Here is a 16,188-nt window from a genome sequence, read left to right as displayed (position 1 = left end):
AAGAATCATGCATCGTGACTGCGACCACATCGTTCACCGAACTCACCCCGCTGGCGTTCCTGGGCCGCTCCGCCGTTGTCTACCCGAAAAAGACGGCGATCGTGCACGGCGCAGACCGCTGGACCTATGCGGAGTTCGCCCGCGACGCGCAGCGGCTGGCACGCGGCCTGTGGGCCGGTGGGGTGATGCCGGGCGACCGCGTCGCCTGCCTGTTGCCCAACATTCCCGCCATGCTGCAGGCACATTTCGGTATCCCGTTGGCCGGAGCCGTACTGGTCGCAGTCAATACGCGATTGTCGCCGGAGGAGGTCCGCTACATCCTCGACCACTCCGGTGCGACGGTGCTGATCATCGACTCCACGCTGCTGCCCACGATCGAGCCGATCCGTGAATCGCTGGCGACGGTCCGCGAGATCGTGGTGCACGTCGATCCCGAGGGCCCCGATCAGGGAGTCGACGAGTACGCGGCGCTGTTGGAGCGCGGAAACAACGGCCCGGTCGTGCCGTGGACCGTGGCCGACGAACGCTCGACGATCTCGATCAACTACACCTCCGGCACCACCGGCCGGCCCAAGGGCGTGCAGTATCACCACCGCGGCGCCTACCTGAACTCCTTCGGCGAGATCGTGCACAGCTACCACGAGCCCTCGAGTGTGTACTTGTGGACGTTGCCGATGTTCCATTGCAACGGCTGGTGCACCCCGTGGGCGCTGACAGCGATCGGTGGCACCCACGTGTGCCTGCGCGAGGTGCGCGGCGAGGCGATCTGGCATCTGATCGACGAACACGGTGTCACCCACCTGAACGGTGCGCCGACCGTGGTGACGACGATCGCGAACGCACCCGAGGCCCATGTGCTCGACAGCGAACTGGTGGTGACCACCGCCGGTGCGCCGCCGAGCCCAACGACCATCCTGGAAATGGAGCGGCTCGGTTTCCGGGTCGTGCACGTGTACGGCCTCACCGAGGTGTACGGGCCGTACACGGTATGCCAATGGCAGGACAGCTGGGCGACGCTGCCGCCGCAGCAGCGCGCGGTACTGCAGTCCCGTCAGGGTGTGGCGATGATCCAAGCAGACCCGGTGCGGGTGGTGGAGCTGGTCGAGCCCGATGCCGACCCCGCCATGGTCGAGCTGAGCGATGTGCCCGCCGACGGAAAAACCATGGGGGAGATCGTGATGCGCGGCAACAATGTGATGACGGGGTACTACCGGGACGATGCGGCGACGACGCGTGCGTTCGCCGGCGGCTGGTATCACTCCGGCGACCTCGGCGTGATGCATCCCGACGGCTACATCGAACTGCGGGACCGGGCCAAGGACGTGATCATCTCCGGCGGCGAGAACATCTCCACCGTCGAGATCGAACATGCGGTCCTCACCCATCCGGCGGTGCTGGAGGTCGCGGTCGTCGGTGTCCCCGACGAGCGGTGGGGCGAGCGCCCGAAAGCCTTCGTGACGCTGCGTCCGGACCGGTCCGTCGCACCGGACGAGCTGATCGAGCACGTGAAGAACGCCATCGCCCGGTACAAGGCACCCCGCGAGGTCGAGATCGTGACCGAATTGCCGAAGACGTCGACGGGCAAGATCCAGAAATTCCAGCTCCGCGACCGGGAGTGGGGCGGGCAGGACAAGCGGATTCACGGCTGACCTTCCGGACCACACCCGGCGGCCGGGATTCGTCCGGACAGTCGACCGTCCGAGTTCACCGAGAGCCCGGGCTCTTGCGGCTAGCGTGGCAGGATGGCTACGACGATTTCCCGAGATGTGATTGTCGTCGGCGGCGGTTTCGCCGGCGTTGCCGCGGCCCAGCACCTGGCGCGTCAGGGCGTGCAGGTGCTGCTGGTCGACAAGAACAACTATCACCAGTTCCAGCCGCTGCTGTATCAGGTGGGCACCGCGCAGATCGGGGTCTCGGAGGTGGCCCGGCCGCTCCGGGCGATCTTCCGGCGGCACCGGTCGGTGCGGGTCCTCGTGTCCGAGGTCGAGGCCGTCGACGCGGCCGCCAAAACCGTCACCCTGGCGGACGGCACTCTCTGTCAGGCGAAGGTGCTGGTCGTCGCGGTGGGTGCGGAACCGAACTTCTTCGGCATTCCGGGCGCTGCCGAACACTCCTACCCGATGTACTCGCTGCACGACGCCGTCCGGCTCGGTGCTCGGATGGTCGCCGACCTCGATCGCGCCGACTCGCTCACCGAACAGCACCACGACCTCGGCCTGATCGTGGTCGGCGGCGGCGCGACCGGCGTCGAACTCGCGGGCGCGGTCGCCGACAACCTCCGTTCCGCCGTGCCGAAATTGTTCTCCGAAGAGTTCGCCCAGGCCACGAAGGTGCACCTGGTGGACATGATCCCCACCGTGCTGGCCCCCTTCTCCGACTCCTCGCAGAGCTATGCGCGGGAACAGCTCAGCAAAATGGGTGTCGACCTGCGGCTCGGCGTCGGCGTGACCGAAGTGCGTCCCGACGGGGTGACGTTGAAGGACGGGTCGACCATCTCCGGCAGCCTGGTGGTGTGGGCCGGTGGTCTGAAAGCATCGGCGCTGATCGCCGAATCCGGTATGCCACAGGGCAAGGGCGGTCGTATCGACGTCGACTCGGACCTGACCGCGCCCGGCTTTCCGGGCGTCTACGTCCTCGGCGATGCCGCGAACATCGTCGACGCCCAGGGGCGGGCCCTGCCGCAACTGGGTTCGGTGGCACAGCAATCCGGCAAGTGGGCCGCGCGCAATATCCATGCCGACCTCACCGGTGGATCCCGGCAGCCGTTCCGGTACCGCGACAAGGGCATCATGGCGATGATCGGCCGCGGCGCCGCCGTCGCGGAGGTCGGGCCGCGCCGGCGGGTGCTGCACGGCCCGCTCGCCTTCGTTGCCTGGCTGGGGGTGCATGCGGCGCTGTTGTCGGGGGTCTGGCAGCGGGTCGGCGCCGTGGCGTCGTGGGGTGTCGACTACTTCACCCACAATCGGCCGCAGGTCGTGCTGGGGCGGGTGGAGGACAGGTGAATTCCGGCGGATCGGGCGGGGGTGTGCTCGCGCGCACAGCACCGCGCCGAATAACCTGACAGGTCCGAGAGATGCCGAGAAATTGGGAGACGACTGTGAAGCTGATCGGTGTGATCGGTGGCGGGACCATGGGTGCGGGAATCGCCGAGGTGTGCGCGAAGGCCGGTAGTGAGGTCCTGGTCCTGGAGACGAAGCCGGAGTTCGCGGAGGCCGCGCAGCAGCGCATCACGACCTCGATTTCGCGCGGGGTGACCAAGGGCAAGATCACCCAGGAGGAGGCCGACGCGGTCATCGCCCGCGTGCGGGTGACGCTCGATATGGCGGAGTTCGCCGATCGTGACCTGGTCATCGAGGCCGCACCGGAGATCGAATCGCTGAAGTACGAGATCTTCGGCAAGCTGGACGCCATCGTCAAGCCCGAGGGCATCCTCGCCACCAACACCTCCTCGATCCCGGTGATCAAGGTCGCGGGTGCCACCAAGCGACCGGAGAAGGTGCTGGGCCTGCACTTCTTCAACCCGGTGCCGGTGATGCCGCTGGTAGAGGTCATCTCGACCCTGACCACCGCACCGGAGGTCGCCGCCGCCGTCACCGACTACGCGAAGAACACCCTGAACAAGACCACCGTGCAGGCCGGCGACCGTTCCGGTTTCATCGTCAACGCGCTGCTCATCCCGTACCTGTGCCAGGCGGTGCGCATGCTCGAGTCCGGCTATGCCAGCGCCGAGGACATCGACGCCGCGATGAAGGGCGGCTGCGGCTACCCGATGGGCCCGCTGACCCTGCTCGACACGGTCGGCCTCGATATCGCCCTCGCCGCCGCCGAATCGCTGTACGGCGAATTCGCCGAACCGCACTACGCGCCGCCGGCTCTGCTGCGTCGCATGGTCGACGCCGGACGCCTGGGCCGCAAGTCCGGCCGCGGGTTCTACGAGTACAGCTGAGCGGCTACTGCTGGCGATACGGCGGTTGCTCCGCCTGGTAACCGGCTGTGGGTGTACTCCTCCTCCTGCGGCGCCGTCATCGCCATGCTGGGTCCATCGGTAGCACGATCGGCTGCCGATGGACCGGCGTGCCCGGCTCATTCCCCGTGCCGGACACCCCTCACCGTGGCTCCGATTGGTGTCGACGGAGTTTCAACGGGAACCTGCCTACCCTTCGCGTGTCCCAATATGTCAATAACTGTGTCCCGTGTAGGTAAGCGCAATACCCTCGGGGCGCTTAGTGTCGAGTACATCACACAGCGTGGCGAGTCGCGCCGGACGGAACATGATCCGCTGCCGGAAACGTGGTCGCCGACTGTGTCACACCCACTGTTGCCGGGCCGTCTGGTCCCCGTTGCACGAGGAGATGTACTGTGCCACAAGCCTTTCGATTTTACGAGACCGGTGCGCCGGAAGTACTGCGCTGGGAAGACGTCGAGGTCGGTGAGCCCGGCCCGGCCGAGGTCCGGATTCGGCACGAAGCGGTGGGGCTGAACTTTGCCGACACCTATTTTCGGACCGGCGTGTATCCGGGGCCATTGCCTGCTGGAATGGGAGTCGAGGCCGCGGGTGTCATCGAGTCCGTGGGGTCCGATGTCACCGGCTTCGCCTCCGGTGATCGCGTCACCTACACCGGTAGTCCGCTGGGGGCCTACAGCACCGAGCGGGTCATGCCCGCCGAACATCTGATCGCGCTGCCGGACGATATCGCGTTCGATACCGCCGCGGCGATGACGATGCGCGGACTGACGGCGGCTTACCTGCTACGCCGGATCTACCCGCTGCAGGCGGGAGACACGGTGTTGCTGCACGCCGCCGCCGGCGGGGTGGGACTGATATTCACGCAGTGGGCGAAACTGCTGGGCCTCACCGTGATCGGCACCGTTTCCACCGATGCCAAGGCGGAGGTTGCCCGGGCACACGGCTGCGATCACACGATCGTCTACACCCGCGAGAACGTCCCCGAACGCGTGCGTGAGCTGACCGGTGGGGCCGGGGTGAAGGTGGTCTACGACAGCATCGGCAAGACCACGTTCCGATCCTCGCTGGACTCGCTGGCCCGGCGTGGACTACTGGTGTGCTTCGGCACGGCCTCCGGGCCGATCCCGCCGATCGACGCCATGCAGCTGGCGATCAAGGGCTCGGTATTCGTCACCCGGCCTGCCTTGGCCGATTACGTCGCCGACCCGGCCGAGCGGGCGGAGTTGGCGAATGAGTTGTTCTCCCACGTGGGCGCCGGTCGCATCCGGGTCGCGATCAATCAGCGTTACGCCCTCGCGGACGCGGTGGCTGCGCACCGTGATCTGGAGAAGGGGATCAGCGTCGGCTCGTCGGTTCTCACCGTCTGAGGCGTGTTTCGGATCAAGGAGCAATTATGACAAGCGTTGCACCCATTGATATTTCGACGCGATCGGGCATCTTCGGCGTGCGCCCGTTGACCTGCACGATCGGCGCCGAACTATTCGACGTGGATCTGGCCGAGGTGTCGCGCAGCGACACCCTGTTCAGTGCCGTGAAGGACCTGCTGCTCGAGTACAAGGTGCTGTTCTTCCGCGACCAGGACATCACCCGAGCCGAACACGTCGCCCTCGCGCAACGTTTCGGTCCACTGGAGGATCATCCGGTGCTCGGCAGCGATCCGGACCACCCCGGCCTGGTACGGATCTACAAGGATCTCGACAGTGCGCCCGAGCACTACGAGAACGCCTTCCACTGCGATGCGACCTGGCGGGAAGCGCCTCCGATGGGGTGTGTGCTGCGGTGTGTGGAAACACCGGCTATCGGCGGCGACACCATCTGGGTGAATATGGCCGAGGCGTATCGGCGGCTGCCGGACTCGGTGCGAGCACGGATCGGCGGATTGCGGGCCCGGCATTCGATCGAGGCGAGTTTCGGCGCGATGCGACCTGAGAACGAACGGCTACGGCTGCACGAGCAATTCCCCGACGCCGAACATCCGGTGGTCCGCACTCATCCGGAAACCGGTGAAAAGGTGTTGTTCGTCAATGCGTTCACCACGCACTTCGTCAATTACCACACCCCCGAGAATGTGCGGTTCGGTATCGACTACGCGCCGGGGGCGTCGGAACTGCTGAACTATCTCGTCCGGCAGGCGAGCGTCCCCGAATATCAGGTCCGCTGGCAGTGGGCCGAGAACAGCTTCGCCATATGGGACAACCGCTGCACCCAGCATTACGCGGTGCAAGATTACTTCCCCGATGTCCGCAAAATGGAGCGCGCGGGAATCATCGGCGACAAGACATTCTGAAACATATTCCATTACAGGATATTTCGATCGGAGTTGCATCATGCACTTTCACGACGACGCCCTCTTTCCGGAGAATCAGGAAAAGCTGGTCATCACCTGTGCCCCGTACGGCCCGGAGTGGGAGCCCGATGATTTCCGCGATGATCTGCCGCTGACCATGGAGGAGCACGTCCAGCAGGCGGTGGATTGCTACGAGGCCGGAGCGACCGTTCTGCACATTCACGTCCGTGAACTCGACGGTAAAGGGTCCAAGCGGCTGTCGAAGTTCAACGAACTGCTCGCCGGACTCCGCGAGGCCGTTCCGGAGATGATCCTGCAGGTCGGCGGGTCGATCTCGTTCGCGCCAGAAGGCGAAGGAGCCGACGCGAAATGGCTGTCCGACGACACCCGCCATATGTTGGCCGAGCTGGATCCGAAGCCGGATCAGGTGACGATCGCGATCAACACCAGCCAGATGAACATCATGGAATTGATGACCGCCGACGATATCGCCGGCACTTCGATGCAGCGTCCGGAACTGGCCGAGGCATACCGAGAGATGACGGTGCCCGCCGGCCCGGGCTGGGTGGCCGAGCATCTGCGCCGGCTACAGGCCGCCGGAATCCAGCCGCATTTCCAGCTGTCCTCGATCCCGCAGCTCGAGACCGTCGAGCGGCTGATCCGCCGCGGCGTGTACACCGGTCCGCTGAACTTGACCTGGGTCGGCATCGGTGGTGGCTTCGACGGCCCCAATCCGTACAACATCATGCAGTTCATCAACCGGGTGCCCGACGGCGCCTGCCTGACCCTGGAAACCCTCATGCGTTCGGTGCTGCCGGTCAACACGATGGCGACGGCGATGGGCCTGCACACTCGGTGCGGTAACGAGGACACCATCTGGGGTCGCAAGGGCGAGAAGATGACCTCCGTGCAGCAGATCCGGCAGCTGGTCCGCATCGCCGGTGAACTCGGCCGTGAGGTCGCCACCGGCAAGGATGCCCGAGACATCTACAAGATCGGCACGATCTATGCCGATACCGACGAAACGCTCGCCAAGCTCGGCTATGCACCCAACCGGAAACCGGGCCAGGTCGGTTTCACCCACCACGCCTGAGCAGCGCACCGCACTCCGGCGGGCGGCCACCGTCTCCGCCCGCCGGGTTCTGCGCGAGCCATCCATTCACCGAAGGGATGTCAGCACTATGCAATCCACCAGAGAGCCGACCGTGGTGATCGTGCCCGGCCTGCGCGACCACGTTCCCGATCACTGGCAGACCGAACTCGCTGCGGAGCTCGATCGGGTACGCATCGTGCCACCGCTCGAACAGGACACACTCAGCCTCGCGACGCGAGTCGGCGTCCTCGATGACGTGCTGTCTCAGCTGAGCGGTCCGATCGTACTGGTCGCCCACAGCGCGGGGGTGATGATCACCGTGCACTGGGCACAACACAGCGACCGCGAGATTCACGGCGCGCTGCTGGCGACTCCGGCCGATATCGAACAACCCTTTCCCCCGGGATACCCGAGCACTGCCGAATTGGACGGTCACGGCTGGCTGCCGATTCCGCGTCGGCGGCTGCCGTTCCCGAGCCTCGTCGCGGCGAGCAGCACCGATCCGCTGGCATCGGTGCGCCGGGTGGCGGGCATGGCGGAGGCATGGGGGAGCCGGCTCGTCGAGCTCGGCGACGTCGGACATCTCAATCCCGCCTCCGGGTTCGGCCCCTGGGATGGGGCCCGGGTGCTGCTGGACGAGGTCGTCGAGATGGGGCGGCGCGCGGTGCAGGCGGAGGTGGTCCGATGACCGAGGTGATGGAGTCTGTGGCTGCCGCGACCGCGGATCTGGCTTCGGGAGCGTCGATCGCCGTCGGCGGATTCGGGTTGTGCGGTATTCCGGACACCTTGATCGAGGCGGTGGCTGCGGCCGGGCCCGACCAGCTCGAGCTGGTGTCCAACAACTGTGGCACGGGCGCACACGGACTGGGAATTCTGCTGGCAGACAAGCGAGTACGCCGAGTCATCGCCTCCTATGTCGGGGAGAACGCGGAGTTCGCGAGGCAGTACCTGGCTGGTGAGCTGGAGGTGGAGCTCACCCCGCAAGGCACATTGGCCGAGCGGCTGCGGGCCGGTGGCGCGGGCATCCCTGCCTTCTATACGCCCGCCGGCGTCGGCACTCTGATTGCCGACGGCGGGATGCCGTGGCGATTCGGCCCGAACGGCAGCGTGGCGGTCGCGTCACCGCCGAAACCGGTTGCGAGTTTCGGTGGTCGGTTCGGTCCGAAACAGTATGTGCTGGAAGAGGCGATCGTCACCGACTATGCCCTGGTCCACGCAGTGATCGGCGATACCGCGGGCAATCTGATCTTCAACAAGTCCGCCCGCAACTTCAACCCGCTGGTCGCCGCCGCCGGGCGGATCTGTATCGCCGAGGTCGAAACCCTGGTGCCCGCAGGCGATCTGGACCCCGACACGGTTCACCTACCCGGAATTTTCGTCGACCGCATCGTGCACACGGGCAGGACCACGGGCCTGATCGAGAAGCGGACAGTACGCGCCGAGGAGTCGCAATGACCAGTATCACCACCCGCCGGGGCTGGGACCGGCCCGCCATGGCCGCGCGCGCGGCGCGGGAGCTGCGCTCGGGCGAATACGTCAACCTCGGGATCGGGTTGCCGACTCTGATCCCCGATTACCTGCCCGACGACATCCGGGTAACGCTGCATTCGGAGAACGGCATCCTCGGCACCGGGCCGTATCCGTCCGCCGCCGAGGTGGACGCGGACCTGATCAATGCGGGCAAGGAGACCGTGACCGTGTGCCCAGGTGCGTCCTACTTCGACTCTGCGGCCAGCTTCGCCATGATCCGCGGCGGTCATATCGATACCGCGATACTCGGCGGTATGCAGGTCTCCGAATCCGGTGACCTGGCGAACTGGATGGTCCCCGGCCACCTGGTCAAGGGGATGGGCGGCGCCATGGACCTGGTACACGGCGCTCGCCGGGTGATCGTGCTGATGGAGCACGCCGACCGGTCCGGTGCATCGAAAGTGCTGAGTCACTGCACATTACCGCTGACCGGCAAGGGCGTGGTGAATCGTGTCATCACCGATCTGGGTGTCCTCGACATCACCGCCGGTGGACTGGTGTTGACCGAGTGTGCACCCGGCGTCACCGAGGCGGACGTGCTGGCCGCGACCGACGCGCCGGTACAGATCGACACCCGAGGGCAATGAGCATGCTCACTCTCGCCATGTTGCTGGAAGATTCGGCCCGGCGGTACCCGGACCGAGACGCGGTACGCTCGGCCGCTACCTCCATGACCTATGCCGAACTGAACGCGCGCGCCAACCGGGTGGCGAACCTGCTGGTCACCTCGGGGGTGGAACCGGGGGACAGGGTAGCGCTGACCTGCCCGAACATCCCCGACTTCGCCGCTGTCTACTATGGGATCCTGAAATGCGGTGCGGTGGTCGTGCCGCTGAACATTCTGCTCAAACCCGCCGAAATCGCTTACCACCTGGAAGATTCCGGCGCGGATGTCTACCTCTGTTTCGAAGGCGACGACGCATTGCCCACAGGGGACTGCGGAATCGAAGCGTTCCGGCGGAGCACCTGTTGCCGGGAGATGTTCCTCATCGCCGATCCCGTCGCGTCCGCACCGGCATCGGGGGTGGAGATCCTCGACCGGGCAATCGCCGCGCAATCGGCGAGTTTCGACACCGTGATCGAAGGACCCGAGCACACCGCGGTGATCCTCTACACCAGCGGGACCACCGGAAAACCCAAAGGCGCCGAACTCACCCACGCCAATATGGTTCTCAACGCGCTGACCGCGAACCGGCTGTTCGACAGCAGTCCTGAACGGCCCGATACCCATCTGGTCACCCTGCCGCTGTTCCATTCGTTCGGGCAGACGATCAACATGAACGCCGGCTTGTCCACCGGGGCGACGCTGGTGATGATGCCGAGGTTCGATCCCGCGGCGGCGCTGCGGACGATGACCGAGGAGCACATCACCTTCGTCGCCGGCGTGCCCACGATGTACTGGGCCTTGCTGCATGCGATCGGCGCGGACACCGACACCGATCGCCTGGCGGCGACCCTGCGCCGGGCGGTGTCCGGTGGTGCCGCGCTGCCGGTGCAGATCCACTTCCGTTTCGCACAGCGCTTCGGCGTGCGCATTCTGGAGGGTTACGGCATGTCCGAGACCTCGCCGCTGGCGATTTTCGCCGACCCGCGGCGTGATCCACGTCCCGGATCCATCGGTGTGCCGGTGTGGGGAATCGAGGCCCGTCTGATCGACGCGGACTGGAATACCGTCACCGATGGTGTCGGCGAGATCGCGCTTCGCGGCCACAATGTGATGCGGGGATATCTGAATCGCCCGGAGGCGACGCGGGAAGCAATCCGCGACGGCTGGTTGCGGACCGGCGATCTCGCTCGTCGTGACCGGGACGGCTTCTACTACATCGTCGACCGCGTCAAGGATATGATCGTGCGCGGTGGGTTCAACGTCTATCCGCGAGAAATCGAGGAAACGCTGCTGACCCATCCCCAGGTGTCCCTCGCGGCCGTGGTCGGCACACCCGACGACCGTTACGGCGAGGAGATCGTGGCCTTCGTTGTGCCCGAACAGCATTCGATCATCGATACCGATGAGATGATCGCCTGGTGCCGCGAACGGTTGGCCGCATACAAATATCCGCGGCATATCCAGGTCACCGAGGCGCTGCCGATGACGGCCAGTGGCAAGATCCTCAAGCGTGATCTGCGGCTCCCGGAACAGGTCGAGGCCTTGCCGTAGCACTGTGCGGTGGGGGCCGAGATCTCTCGCTATCCGGTACCTTCCGATGCAGCCCGACGCCATTGGCTCGGGCTGCATCCGTGGTGGCTGCGAAACCACCTCGTGAAACTGGCCGGGCTGGAGAAGCCCAGCATGTCGGCGACCTCGGTGAGCGACCGGTCTCGATTACCCACCACGCGTCGCGCCAGATCTCCCCGGGTGGAGTCGAGAATCTCGGAATAGGTGTGCCCTTCCTCGGCCAGGCGCCGATGGACGGTGCGGCGGTCGACACCCAAGCTGCGGGCGACCTGATCGACGGAGCAGCGCCCGGTCGGCAGGAGCAGTTCCACGAGTTCCTGCACCCGATCTCGTACCGCTGTGTCGTGTGCGGTGTGGTCCACGGATTCCAGGAATTGTTGGGCGTAGGGGCGCAGCAGCGGATCCGACATCGGATTCGGGATATCGAGATCCGTTGTGTACAAAGTCATTCCGGTGAAATCGTGATCGAACGTGAGATGCGGTCCGAAGATGCGTAGATGTGTGGTGCGATCGCGCGGCGCGCAATGAGTGAAGGTCGCTTCGGTGGGGCACCAGTTCGCTCCCAGGAAGCTGCGCAGAATGCCCTGCATGGCACCCATCGCGAGTTCGGTGGCTTGCCGGGTGCTGCGCCGTTCGCCGACGTCGAGGTGTAGCCGCGCACTGGCGATGCCGTTGCGTTCGGTGAGGCGGATGTGCAGGGATTCGTTGTAGGTGTGTTGATGGCGAACCATGAGCTCGAGTGCGCTACGCACATTCGGCTCCTCGCGAATGACCAGACTGAGCGGACCGAGATTGGACAGGCGCCGCCGCTCGGCGAGGAGGAGCCCGAAATCCTCGTGGTCGGAATCGGCGGCCGACCGCTCCAGTAGTTCGGTCACGGCCGAGGCCGGCACCCAGCGATCCTGCATGCTGAGGGTTGCAGGATCGAGGCCGGCCTCGCGCACCAGGCGGGCCGGATCCAGTCCGAGTGACTGTCCCAGATCGACGTAATCGTTGAGGGCCGCGTACCGAGCCAAAGGCTTCATAACCGTCACTCAATGTCCCAAATTGTTCAGATTGCTGTCCCCTGAAGTAAAGCACAATGCGGCACTCCTGCTTAGTGTTGTCTGCATCACAGCGAGGAGGGCGTCGGATTCCGGCGTCCGACGGCAGGTCCGACAATGCGCTCGCACACACCGGGCGGCGCATTCGGACCCCTCACTATCCCGGCGAACAGTTCCTTGTCCGCCGGATCGGCAGGAGCACCCATGCAGTTGCAGACCACCCCTGAGACTCCGGCGGAGGCGGGCTCGACACGACGGGCGCGGATGTATCCGTGGCTCGTGTTCGCCCTCGCCTTCGGACTATTGCTCGCCGACTATATGTCGCGCCAGGTCCTCAGCGCCGTCTTCCCAATTTTGAAAACCGAGTGGGCCCTCAATGATTCGCAGCTCGGATCGCTCAACAGCGTGGTGGCGCTGATGGTCGGACTGCTGACTTTCCCACTGTCGCTGCTGGCTGATCGGTGGGGCCGGGTCAAGAGTCTGGTGCTGATGGCGACGCTGTGGAGTGTCGCAACCCTGCTGTGCGCCGTTGCCGTGAACTATCACCAGATGCTCGGCGCCCGATTTCTGGTGGGAGTCGGGGAAGCCGCCTATGGCAGTGTCGGCATCGCGGTGGTGCTCAGCGTGTTCGCTCCGCGAGTGCACGCGGCGCTGAGCGGTGCGTTCATGGCGGGCGGATCGTTCGGTTCGGTCCTCGGTGTTGCCGCCGGCGGCGCGATTGCGGTGCACCTCGGATGGCGGTGGTCGTTCGTCACCATGGCGGCGGCCGGGCTGGTGCTGGCGGCACTGTTCGGCACTGCCGTCAACGAGAAGAGGCTCGCCAGGCACGCCGATCCGCAGTCGAGCGGACCGGCCGAGCGCAGTGGCTTCCGGGCGCCGGTGTCGACGCTGTTCACCAACCCCGCCGTGCTGTGCGCCTATGTGGGCGGGGGTGTGCACCTGTTCACCGCCGCGGTGCTGCTGGCATGGACTCCCAGCTTCTTCGACCGGGTCTACGGCCTTGCTACCGACACCGCTGCCGCCGCGGCCTCGGGCATCGTCCTGCTGGTCGGTGCGGGCATGGTGCTGTGCGGCGTGCTCACCGACCGGGTCGGGCGCCACGATCCCTCTCGTAAATGGTTGACCGCGATCGGGTTCTGTGCGATATCGCTGATCTGTCTGACAGTCGGGTTCGGTATCGAACGGGGCGCGGCACAGTTGGTGGTGCTCGGCATCGGCGCGTTCTTCGCGGGCGGCTGCTCCGGGCCGACCGCCGCGATGGTTGCCACGCTCACCCATTCCTCGGTCCGTGCTTCCGCCATGGGAACCCTGACACTGTCCAACAGCCTGCTCGGCATGGCATTGGGACCGTTCGTCGTCGGACTGCTCGCCGACCGGTACGACCTGATCACCGCACTGCGATTGGCACCGCTGGCCTATCTCGTTGCCATCGCCGCGCTCGTGGCCGGCCGGTGCCTGTACCCCGCCGGCCTGCGCAAACTCGCTTCCGTGCACAACCGATGATGAGGAATCCGATGAAGTTGACGAAACCCGCCCTGATCACCGCACTCGCTGTCGGCGCCGCGACGGTGACCGCCGGTACCGCCCACGCCGAGTCCGAACCCGGCGGCGTGCACTACGAGATAGGGCGACAGGCGGACTCAGCCGTGGTGAGTACCTCGGACGGCAACTGGAAAGTGGTTGCGGACCAGCTCATTCTCTCCGATCTCGCGGGCCGGCCGGTGGCCGCGGTGCCACTGACCTTCGCCATCGACGACACCGCCTATCCGATCAATGCCCGGATCGACGGCAACACCGCCACCCTCACTCCGGACCGTTCCCACGGCCACCCGGCGCAGGCGCCGGCGCGCGGCGACGTCGTCTCCGTACAGCAGGCCGCGGAATCGTTCACGCCCCGCGACTCGCAGGCGTTGGGTGCGTTCGGCCAACGTGTCGCCATCGGTGCCGGTGTCAGCGCGGTACTCGGCGCGGTCATCGGTGGTGGGGTCGGTTGTCTGGTCGGAGGGGCGGTCGGCGCGGCGATCTCGAGCCCGGTGATCATGCTGCTCGCGCCGTTCGTCGGCGCGACGGTCGCCGGGTGTGTGCTCGGAGCGGCCACCCTCGGCGCGGTCGGGTCCATGTCCGGCCTCATTCTGGCGGGCGGTCCCATCACGCTGTTCTCGGCGATCCAGTACTTCTCGACCATTCTGGCGCCCTGCTCGCCGGAGCTCGCCTACTGCAAAGATCCCGCACAGGCGATGGTCTCCGGGAAATAGCCATCCAGCAACGCATTCCGCACACCAGGAGGTGTCGTGTTCGAATCGTCCCCACCCTTCCCCACACCTGTCGTGGATCGGATGCGGGCCACCGGCAGCTGGAATCCGCTGTGGAATCAGCTGTACGAATGGGATCCGGAATGGACCGAGCGGTTCATGGCCATGCATGCCACACCGCTCGGGAGAGGCCTGTTTCCACCGGAATTCGTGGAGCTGCTGAGTATCGCGATCGATGCGGCCTGCACCCACATGTACTCACCGGGCGTGCGACGGCATATTCGTGCTGCGCTGGAGCTCGGTGTGCCGCCGGAACAGATCGTGACGGTGCTGGAAATGGTCAGCGTGCTCGGTATTCACGCCTGCAATCTGGGTGTGCCGGTTCTTGCCGAAGAACTCGAGGCCTTCACTCGGCGATCGCAGGTCCGCGGCCGGAAGCCATGACGTGTGGCGGGGTCGTCGAAGGGCGACCGCGTCTCGCCGGGAGTTCAGCTACGTGCCTCCAGTTCGGCCAGTGCCGCCTCGGCGTCGAGGTCGACGAAGGCCGTTGCGTAGCGTTCGGCCAGCGGCAGGGAAACCTGCAGTGGCTGGTAGCTGTCGGTGCCGGCGGTGGACAGCCAGATCGCCAGGCCGTATGCGGCGCAGGCCCGGTAGTGCCGCCAGGCCTCGTCCCGCGTGGGGCGGGAGTGTTCGGGCACTTCCAGTGCGTCGAGATATGCTGTGAGCAGCGCAGTTTCGTGTTCGCGGCGGTCGGCGACGGTGAGCGCACCCATCAGGAAATACCCCACATCCTGAGACCATGCGCCGCGGCGAACCACCTGCCAGTCGAGGAATCCCACCTCGTCGTCGGGCAGCGTGTAGATATTGCCGATATGGGCGTCGGCATGCAGTAATGTCACCGGATCACGGTGCAGTACAGCGACATAGCGGGCCCAGAGGTCGACGATGCGCTCGCCGTCGTAGCGGGTGACCCGGTCGGGGAGGAGGCCGGCGCTCCGGACGAGGCCGGTGGGCACGTAGGCGCGCAGCCCCGCCTGGAATCCGGCAGTCGGCGCCCAGGTGTTCACCCAGCCGAGTTGTGGCCAGGTCCTGGTCTCGAATTCCCAATAGCGGCTGTGTAATCGGGCGAGTGCGCGTACTGCGTTGCATGCCTGGCGCACCGTGAGCGGGCGGGTGGAGTCGCGGGGGTCGCCGCCGCGGCCGGTCACATCCTCCATGACGAGCACGTAGTCGAGGCCCGGCCGATCGATTCCCACCGCGTAGACGTGCGCGTGGTCGACATCCAACGGCACGCCGGAGGCGAACAGTAGAGGTTCGTTGAACAGATTTCCGTTGCGGCTGTGGACATCTCGGTGATCGCCCTCGGCTTTCAGGAACACCCGGGCCGGACCGGAACCGTGCCGGTAGGTCAGGTCGAATCGGGCGCGCCGGTTGGTGCCGTCGTCACGCGAGATCAGGCGCGCACAGTCGACCTCGGCGCCGGAGTGGTCGCGCGCCAGTGCCGCCGTCATCCATTCGGGCGTCACCTCGTTCCAGTCGCCCGGAATCCGAAGCGCCGGTGCCGGGACCGCGTCGTCGCTCATCGGATAAGTATGTGTTCACTCACTTGAATGAGTGGTGGAAACGACGAAATCCGGCCGCCGAGATGCTCGGCGGCCGGACGGTACTGCGATCGATGCGGTGCGCGCGATCAGTTGCCCGGGTAGGCCTGTTGTCCGTAGGCGGGCAGCACCTGAGTGTCGGTGTCGCCTTCCTTCTCCATGGACTCGCGGATGGCGGCCTGGGCGGAGTGCGGCAGGGTATGCATGATTTCCAGCACGCGCCGGCGCCGGCGTTCGAG

At 65.9% G+C, this 16,188-nt stretch carries 15 protein-coding genes; 13 read left to right on the top strand and 2 right to left on the bottom strand.

Features of this window, described 5'->3' with window-relative positions; all coding sequences use genetic code 11:
• The first annotated feature begins 14 nt into the window (after nucleotides 1-14).
• The 10 genes from NV2_RS28475 to NV2_RS28430 all read left to right on the top strand — a co-directional run bounded on the left by NV2_RS28475 (nucleotide 15) and on the right by NV2_RS28430 (nucleotide 11,035).
• Nucleotides 15-1,649, top strand: coding sequence for an acyl--CoA ligase family protein (locus tag NV2_RS28475; protein ID WP_067881312.1), 1,635 nt, complete (start codon nucleotides 15-17; stop codon nucleotides 1,647-1,649).
• A 93-nt stretch (nucleotides 1,650-1,742) separates the two neighbouring features.
• The gene (locus NV2_RS28470) at nucleotides 1,743-3,002 is read left to right on the top strand and encodes an NAD(P)/FAD-dependent oxidoreductase (protein WP_067881310.1); all 1,260 of its coding nucleotides are present in this window, start codon (nucleotides 1,743-1,745) and stop codon (nucleotides 3,000-3,002) included.
• Between the two features lie 95 nt (nucleotides 3,003-3,097).
• Entirely contained in the window at nucleotides 3,098-3,946 is an 849-nt protein-coding gene (locus tag NV2_RS28465) for a 3-hydroxybutyryl-CoA dehydrogenase (protein ID WP_067881307.1), read from the top strand.
• Nucleotides 3,947-4,359: 413 nt separating this feature from the next.
• On the top strand, nucleotides 4,360-5,334 hold the full coding sequence (locus NV2_RS28460; RefSeq protein ID WP_067881303.1) for a quinone oxidoreductase family protein: 975 nt from the start codon (nucleotides 4,360-4,362) through the stop codon (nucleotides 5,332-5,334).
• 26 nt (nucleotides 5,335-5,360) lie between these two features.
• Complete coding sequence (locus NV2_RS28455) at nucleotides 5,361-6,254, top strand: TauD/TfdA dioxygenase family protein (RefSeq protein WP_067881300.1); 894 nt, start codon at nucleotides 5,361-5,363, stop codon at nucleotides 6,252-6,254.
• Nucleotides 6,255-6,294: 40 nt separating this feature from the next.
• Nucleotides 6,295-7,347 carry a beta-keto acid cleavage family enzyme gene (locus NV2_RS28450; RefSeq protein ID WP_067881295.1) on the top strand — a complete coding sequence of 351 codons (1,053 nt, stop codon included), beginning with the start codon at nucleotides 6,295-6,297 and terminating at the stop codon, nucleotides 7,345-7,347.
• Nucleotides 7,348-7,435: 88 nt separating this feature from the next.
• Nucleotides 7,436-8,035: an RBBP9/YdeN family alpha/beta hydrolase gene (locus NV2_RS28445; protein WP_067881292.1), complete on the top strand. Its 600-nt coding sequence runs from the start codon at nucleotides 7,436-7,438 to the stop codon at nucleotides 8,033-8,035.
• The gene (locus NV2_RS28440) at nucleotides 8,032-8,802 is read left to right on the top strand and encodes a CoA transferase subunit A (RefSeq protein WP_067881289.1); all 771 of its coding nucleotides are present in this window, start codon (nucleotides 8,032-8,034) and stop codon (nucleotides 8,800-8,802) included. The genes NV2_RS28445 and NV2_RS28440 overlap by 4 nt, the downstream gene beginning before the upstream one ends.
• On the top strand, nucleotides 8,799-9,464 hold the full coding sequence (locus NV2_RS28435) for a 3-oxoacid CoA-transferase subunit B (protein ID WP_067881288.1): 666 nt from the start codon (nucleotides 8,799-8,801) through the stop codon (nucleotides 9,462-9,464). The genes NV2_RS28440 and NV2_RS28435 overlap by 4 nt, the downstream gene beginning before the upstream one ends.
• A gap of 2 nt (nucleotides 9,465-9,466) precedes the next feature.
• Nucleotides 9,467-11,035, top strand: a complete 1,569-nt coding sequence (locus NV2_RS28430; protein ID WP_067881281.1) for a long-chain-fatty-acid--CoA ligase — start codon at nucleotides 9,467-9,469, stop codon at nucleotides 11,033-11,035.
• Between the two features lie 29 nt (nucleotides 11,036-11,064).
• Here the strand turns inward: NV2_RS28430 and NV2_RS28425 are convergent, their stop codons facing one another.
• The gene (locus NV2_RS28425; RefSeq protein ID WP_067881278.1) at nucleotides 11,065-12,078 is read right to left on the bottom strand and encodes an AraC family transcriptional regulator; all 1,014 of its coding nucleotides are present in this window, start codon (nucleotides 12,076-12,078) and stop codon (nucleotides 11,065-11,067) included.
• A gap of 222 nt (nucleotides 12,079-12,300) precedes the next feature.
• On the opposite strand from NV2_RS28425, the gene NV2_RS28420 reads away from it, so the two are divergent.
• The 3 genes from NV2_RS28420 to NV2_RS28410 all read left to right on the top strand — a co-directional run bounded on the left by NV2_RS28420 (nucleotide 12,301) and on the right by NV2_RS28410 (nucleotide 14,792).
• The gene (locus NV2_RS28420) at nucleotides 12,301-13,599 is read left to right on the top strand and encodes an MFS transporter (RefSeq protein ID WP_067881275.1); all 1,299 of its coding nucleotides are present in this window, start codon (nucleotides 12,301-12,303) and stop codon (nucleotides 13,597-13,599) included.
• An 11-nt stretch (nucleotides 13,600-13,610) separates the two neighbouring features.
• Nucleotides 13,611-14,351 carry a DUF8020 domain-containing protein gene (locus tag NV2_RS28415; RefSeq protein WP_157103134.1) on the top strand — a complete coding sequence of 247 codons (741 nt, stop codon included), beginning with the start codon at nucleotides 13,611-13,613 and terminating at the stop codon, nucleotides 14,349-14,351.
• An 81-nt stretch (nucleotides 14,352-14,432) separates the two neighbouring features.
• A complete protein-coding gene (locus tag NV2_RS28410) occupies nucleotides 14,433-14,792 on the top strand; it encodes a carboxymuconolactone decarboxylase family protein (protein WP_067881407.1) in 360 nt (119 codons plus the stop codon).
• Nucleotides 14,793-14,836: 44 nt separating this feature from the next.
• Here NV2_RS28410 and NV2_RS28405 read toward each other — a convergent pair whose 3' ends face one another.
• Nucleotides 14,837-15,931 (bottom strand): aminoglycoside phosphotransferase family protein, encoded by a 1,095-nt coding sequence (locus NV2_RS28405; RefSeq protein ID WP_067881269.1) that lies wholly within the window; start codon nucleotides 15,929-15,931, stop codon nucleotides 14,837-14,839.
• Between the last annotated feature and the right edge of the window lie 257 nt (nucleotides 15,932-16,188).

Origin of the sequence: Nocardia vermiculata NBRC 100427, assembly GCF_001613265.1 — a bacterium.
GTDB classification, from domain to species: Bacteria; Actinomycetota; Actinomycetes; order Mycobacteriales; family Mycobacteriaceae; genus Nocardia; species Nocardia vermiculata.
The sequence above is the reverse complement of the archived record's forward strand: the minus strand, read 5'-3'. Positions and strand labels throughout refer to the sequence as shown.

What these genes read in the sequence shown, in the direction of transcription:
- NV2_RS28450 (WP_067881295.1), top strand. Translation starts at nt 6,295, where the DNA reads ATGCACTTTCACGACGACGCCCTCTTTCCGGAGAATCAGGAAAAGCTG.
- NV2_RS28410 (WP_067881407.1), top strand. Translation starts at nt 14,433, where the DNA reads ATGCGGGCCACCGGCAGCTGGAATCCGCTGTGGAATCAGCTGTACGAA.
- NV2_RS28415 (WP_157103134.1), top strand. Translation starts at nt 13,611, where the DNA reads ATGAAGTTGACGAAACCCGCCCTGATCACCGCACTCGCTGTCGGCGCC.
- NV2_RS28445 (WP_067881292.1), top strand. Translation starts at nt 7,436, where the DNA reads ATGCAATCCACCAGAGAGCCGACCGTGGTGATCGTGCCCGGCCTGCGC.
- NV2_RS28470 (WP_067881310.1), top strand. Translation starts at nt 1,743, where the DNA reads ATGGCTACGACGATTTCCCGAGATGTGATTGTCGTCGGCGGCGGTTTC.
- NV2_RS28430 (WP_067881281.1), top strand. Translation starts at nt 9,467, where the DNA reads ATGCTCACTCTCGCCATGTTGCTGGAAGATTCGGCCCGGCGGTACCCG.
- NV2_RS28425 (WP_067881278.1), bottom strand. Translation starts at nt 12,078, where the DNA reads ATGAAGCCTTTGGCTCGGTACGCGGCCCTCAACGATTACGTCGATCTG.
- NV2_RS28440 (WP_067881289.1), top strand. Translation starts at nt 8,032, where the DNA reads ATGACCGAGGTGATGGAGTCTGTGGCTGCCGCGACCGCGGATCTGGCT.
- NV2_RS28420 (WP_067881275.1), top strand. Translation starts at nt 12,301, where the DNA reads ATGCAGTTGCAGACCACCCCTGAGACTCCGGCGGAGGCGGGCTCGACA.
- NV2_RS28455 (WP_067881300.1), top strand. Translation starts at nt 5,361, where the DNA reads ATGACAAGCGTTGCACCCATTGATATTTCGACGCGATCGGGCATCTTC.
- NV2_RS28435 (WP_067881288.1), top strand. Translation starts at nt 8,799, where the DNA reads ATGACCAGTATCACCACCCGCCGGGGCTGGGACCGGCCCGCCATGGCC.
- NV2_RS28405 (WP_067881269.1), bottom strand. Translation starts at nt 15,931, where the DNA reads ATGAGCGACGACGCGGTCCCGGCACCGGCGCTTCGGATTCCGGGCGAC.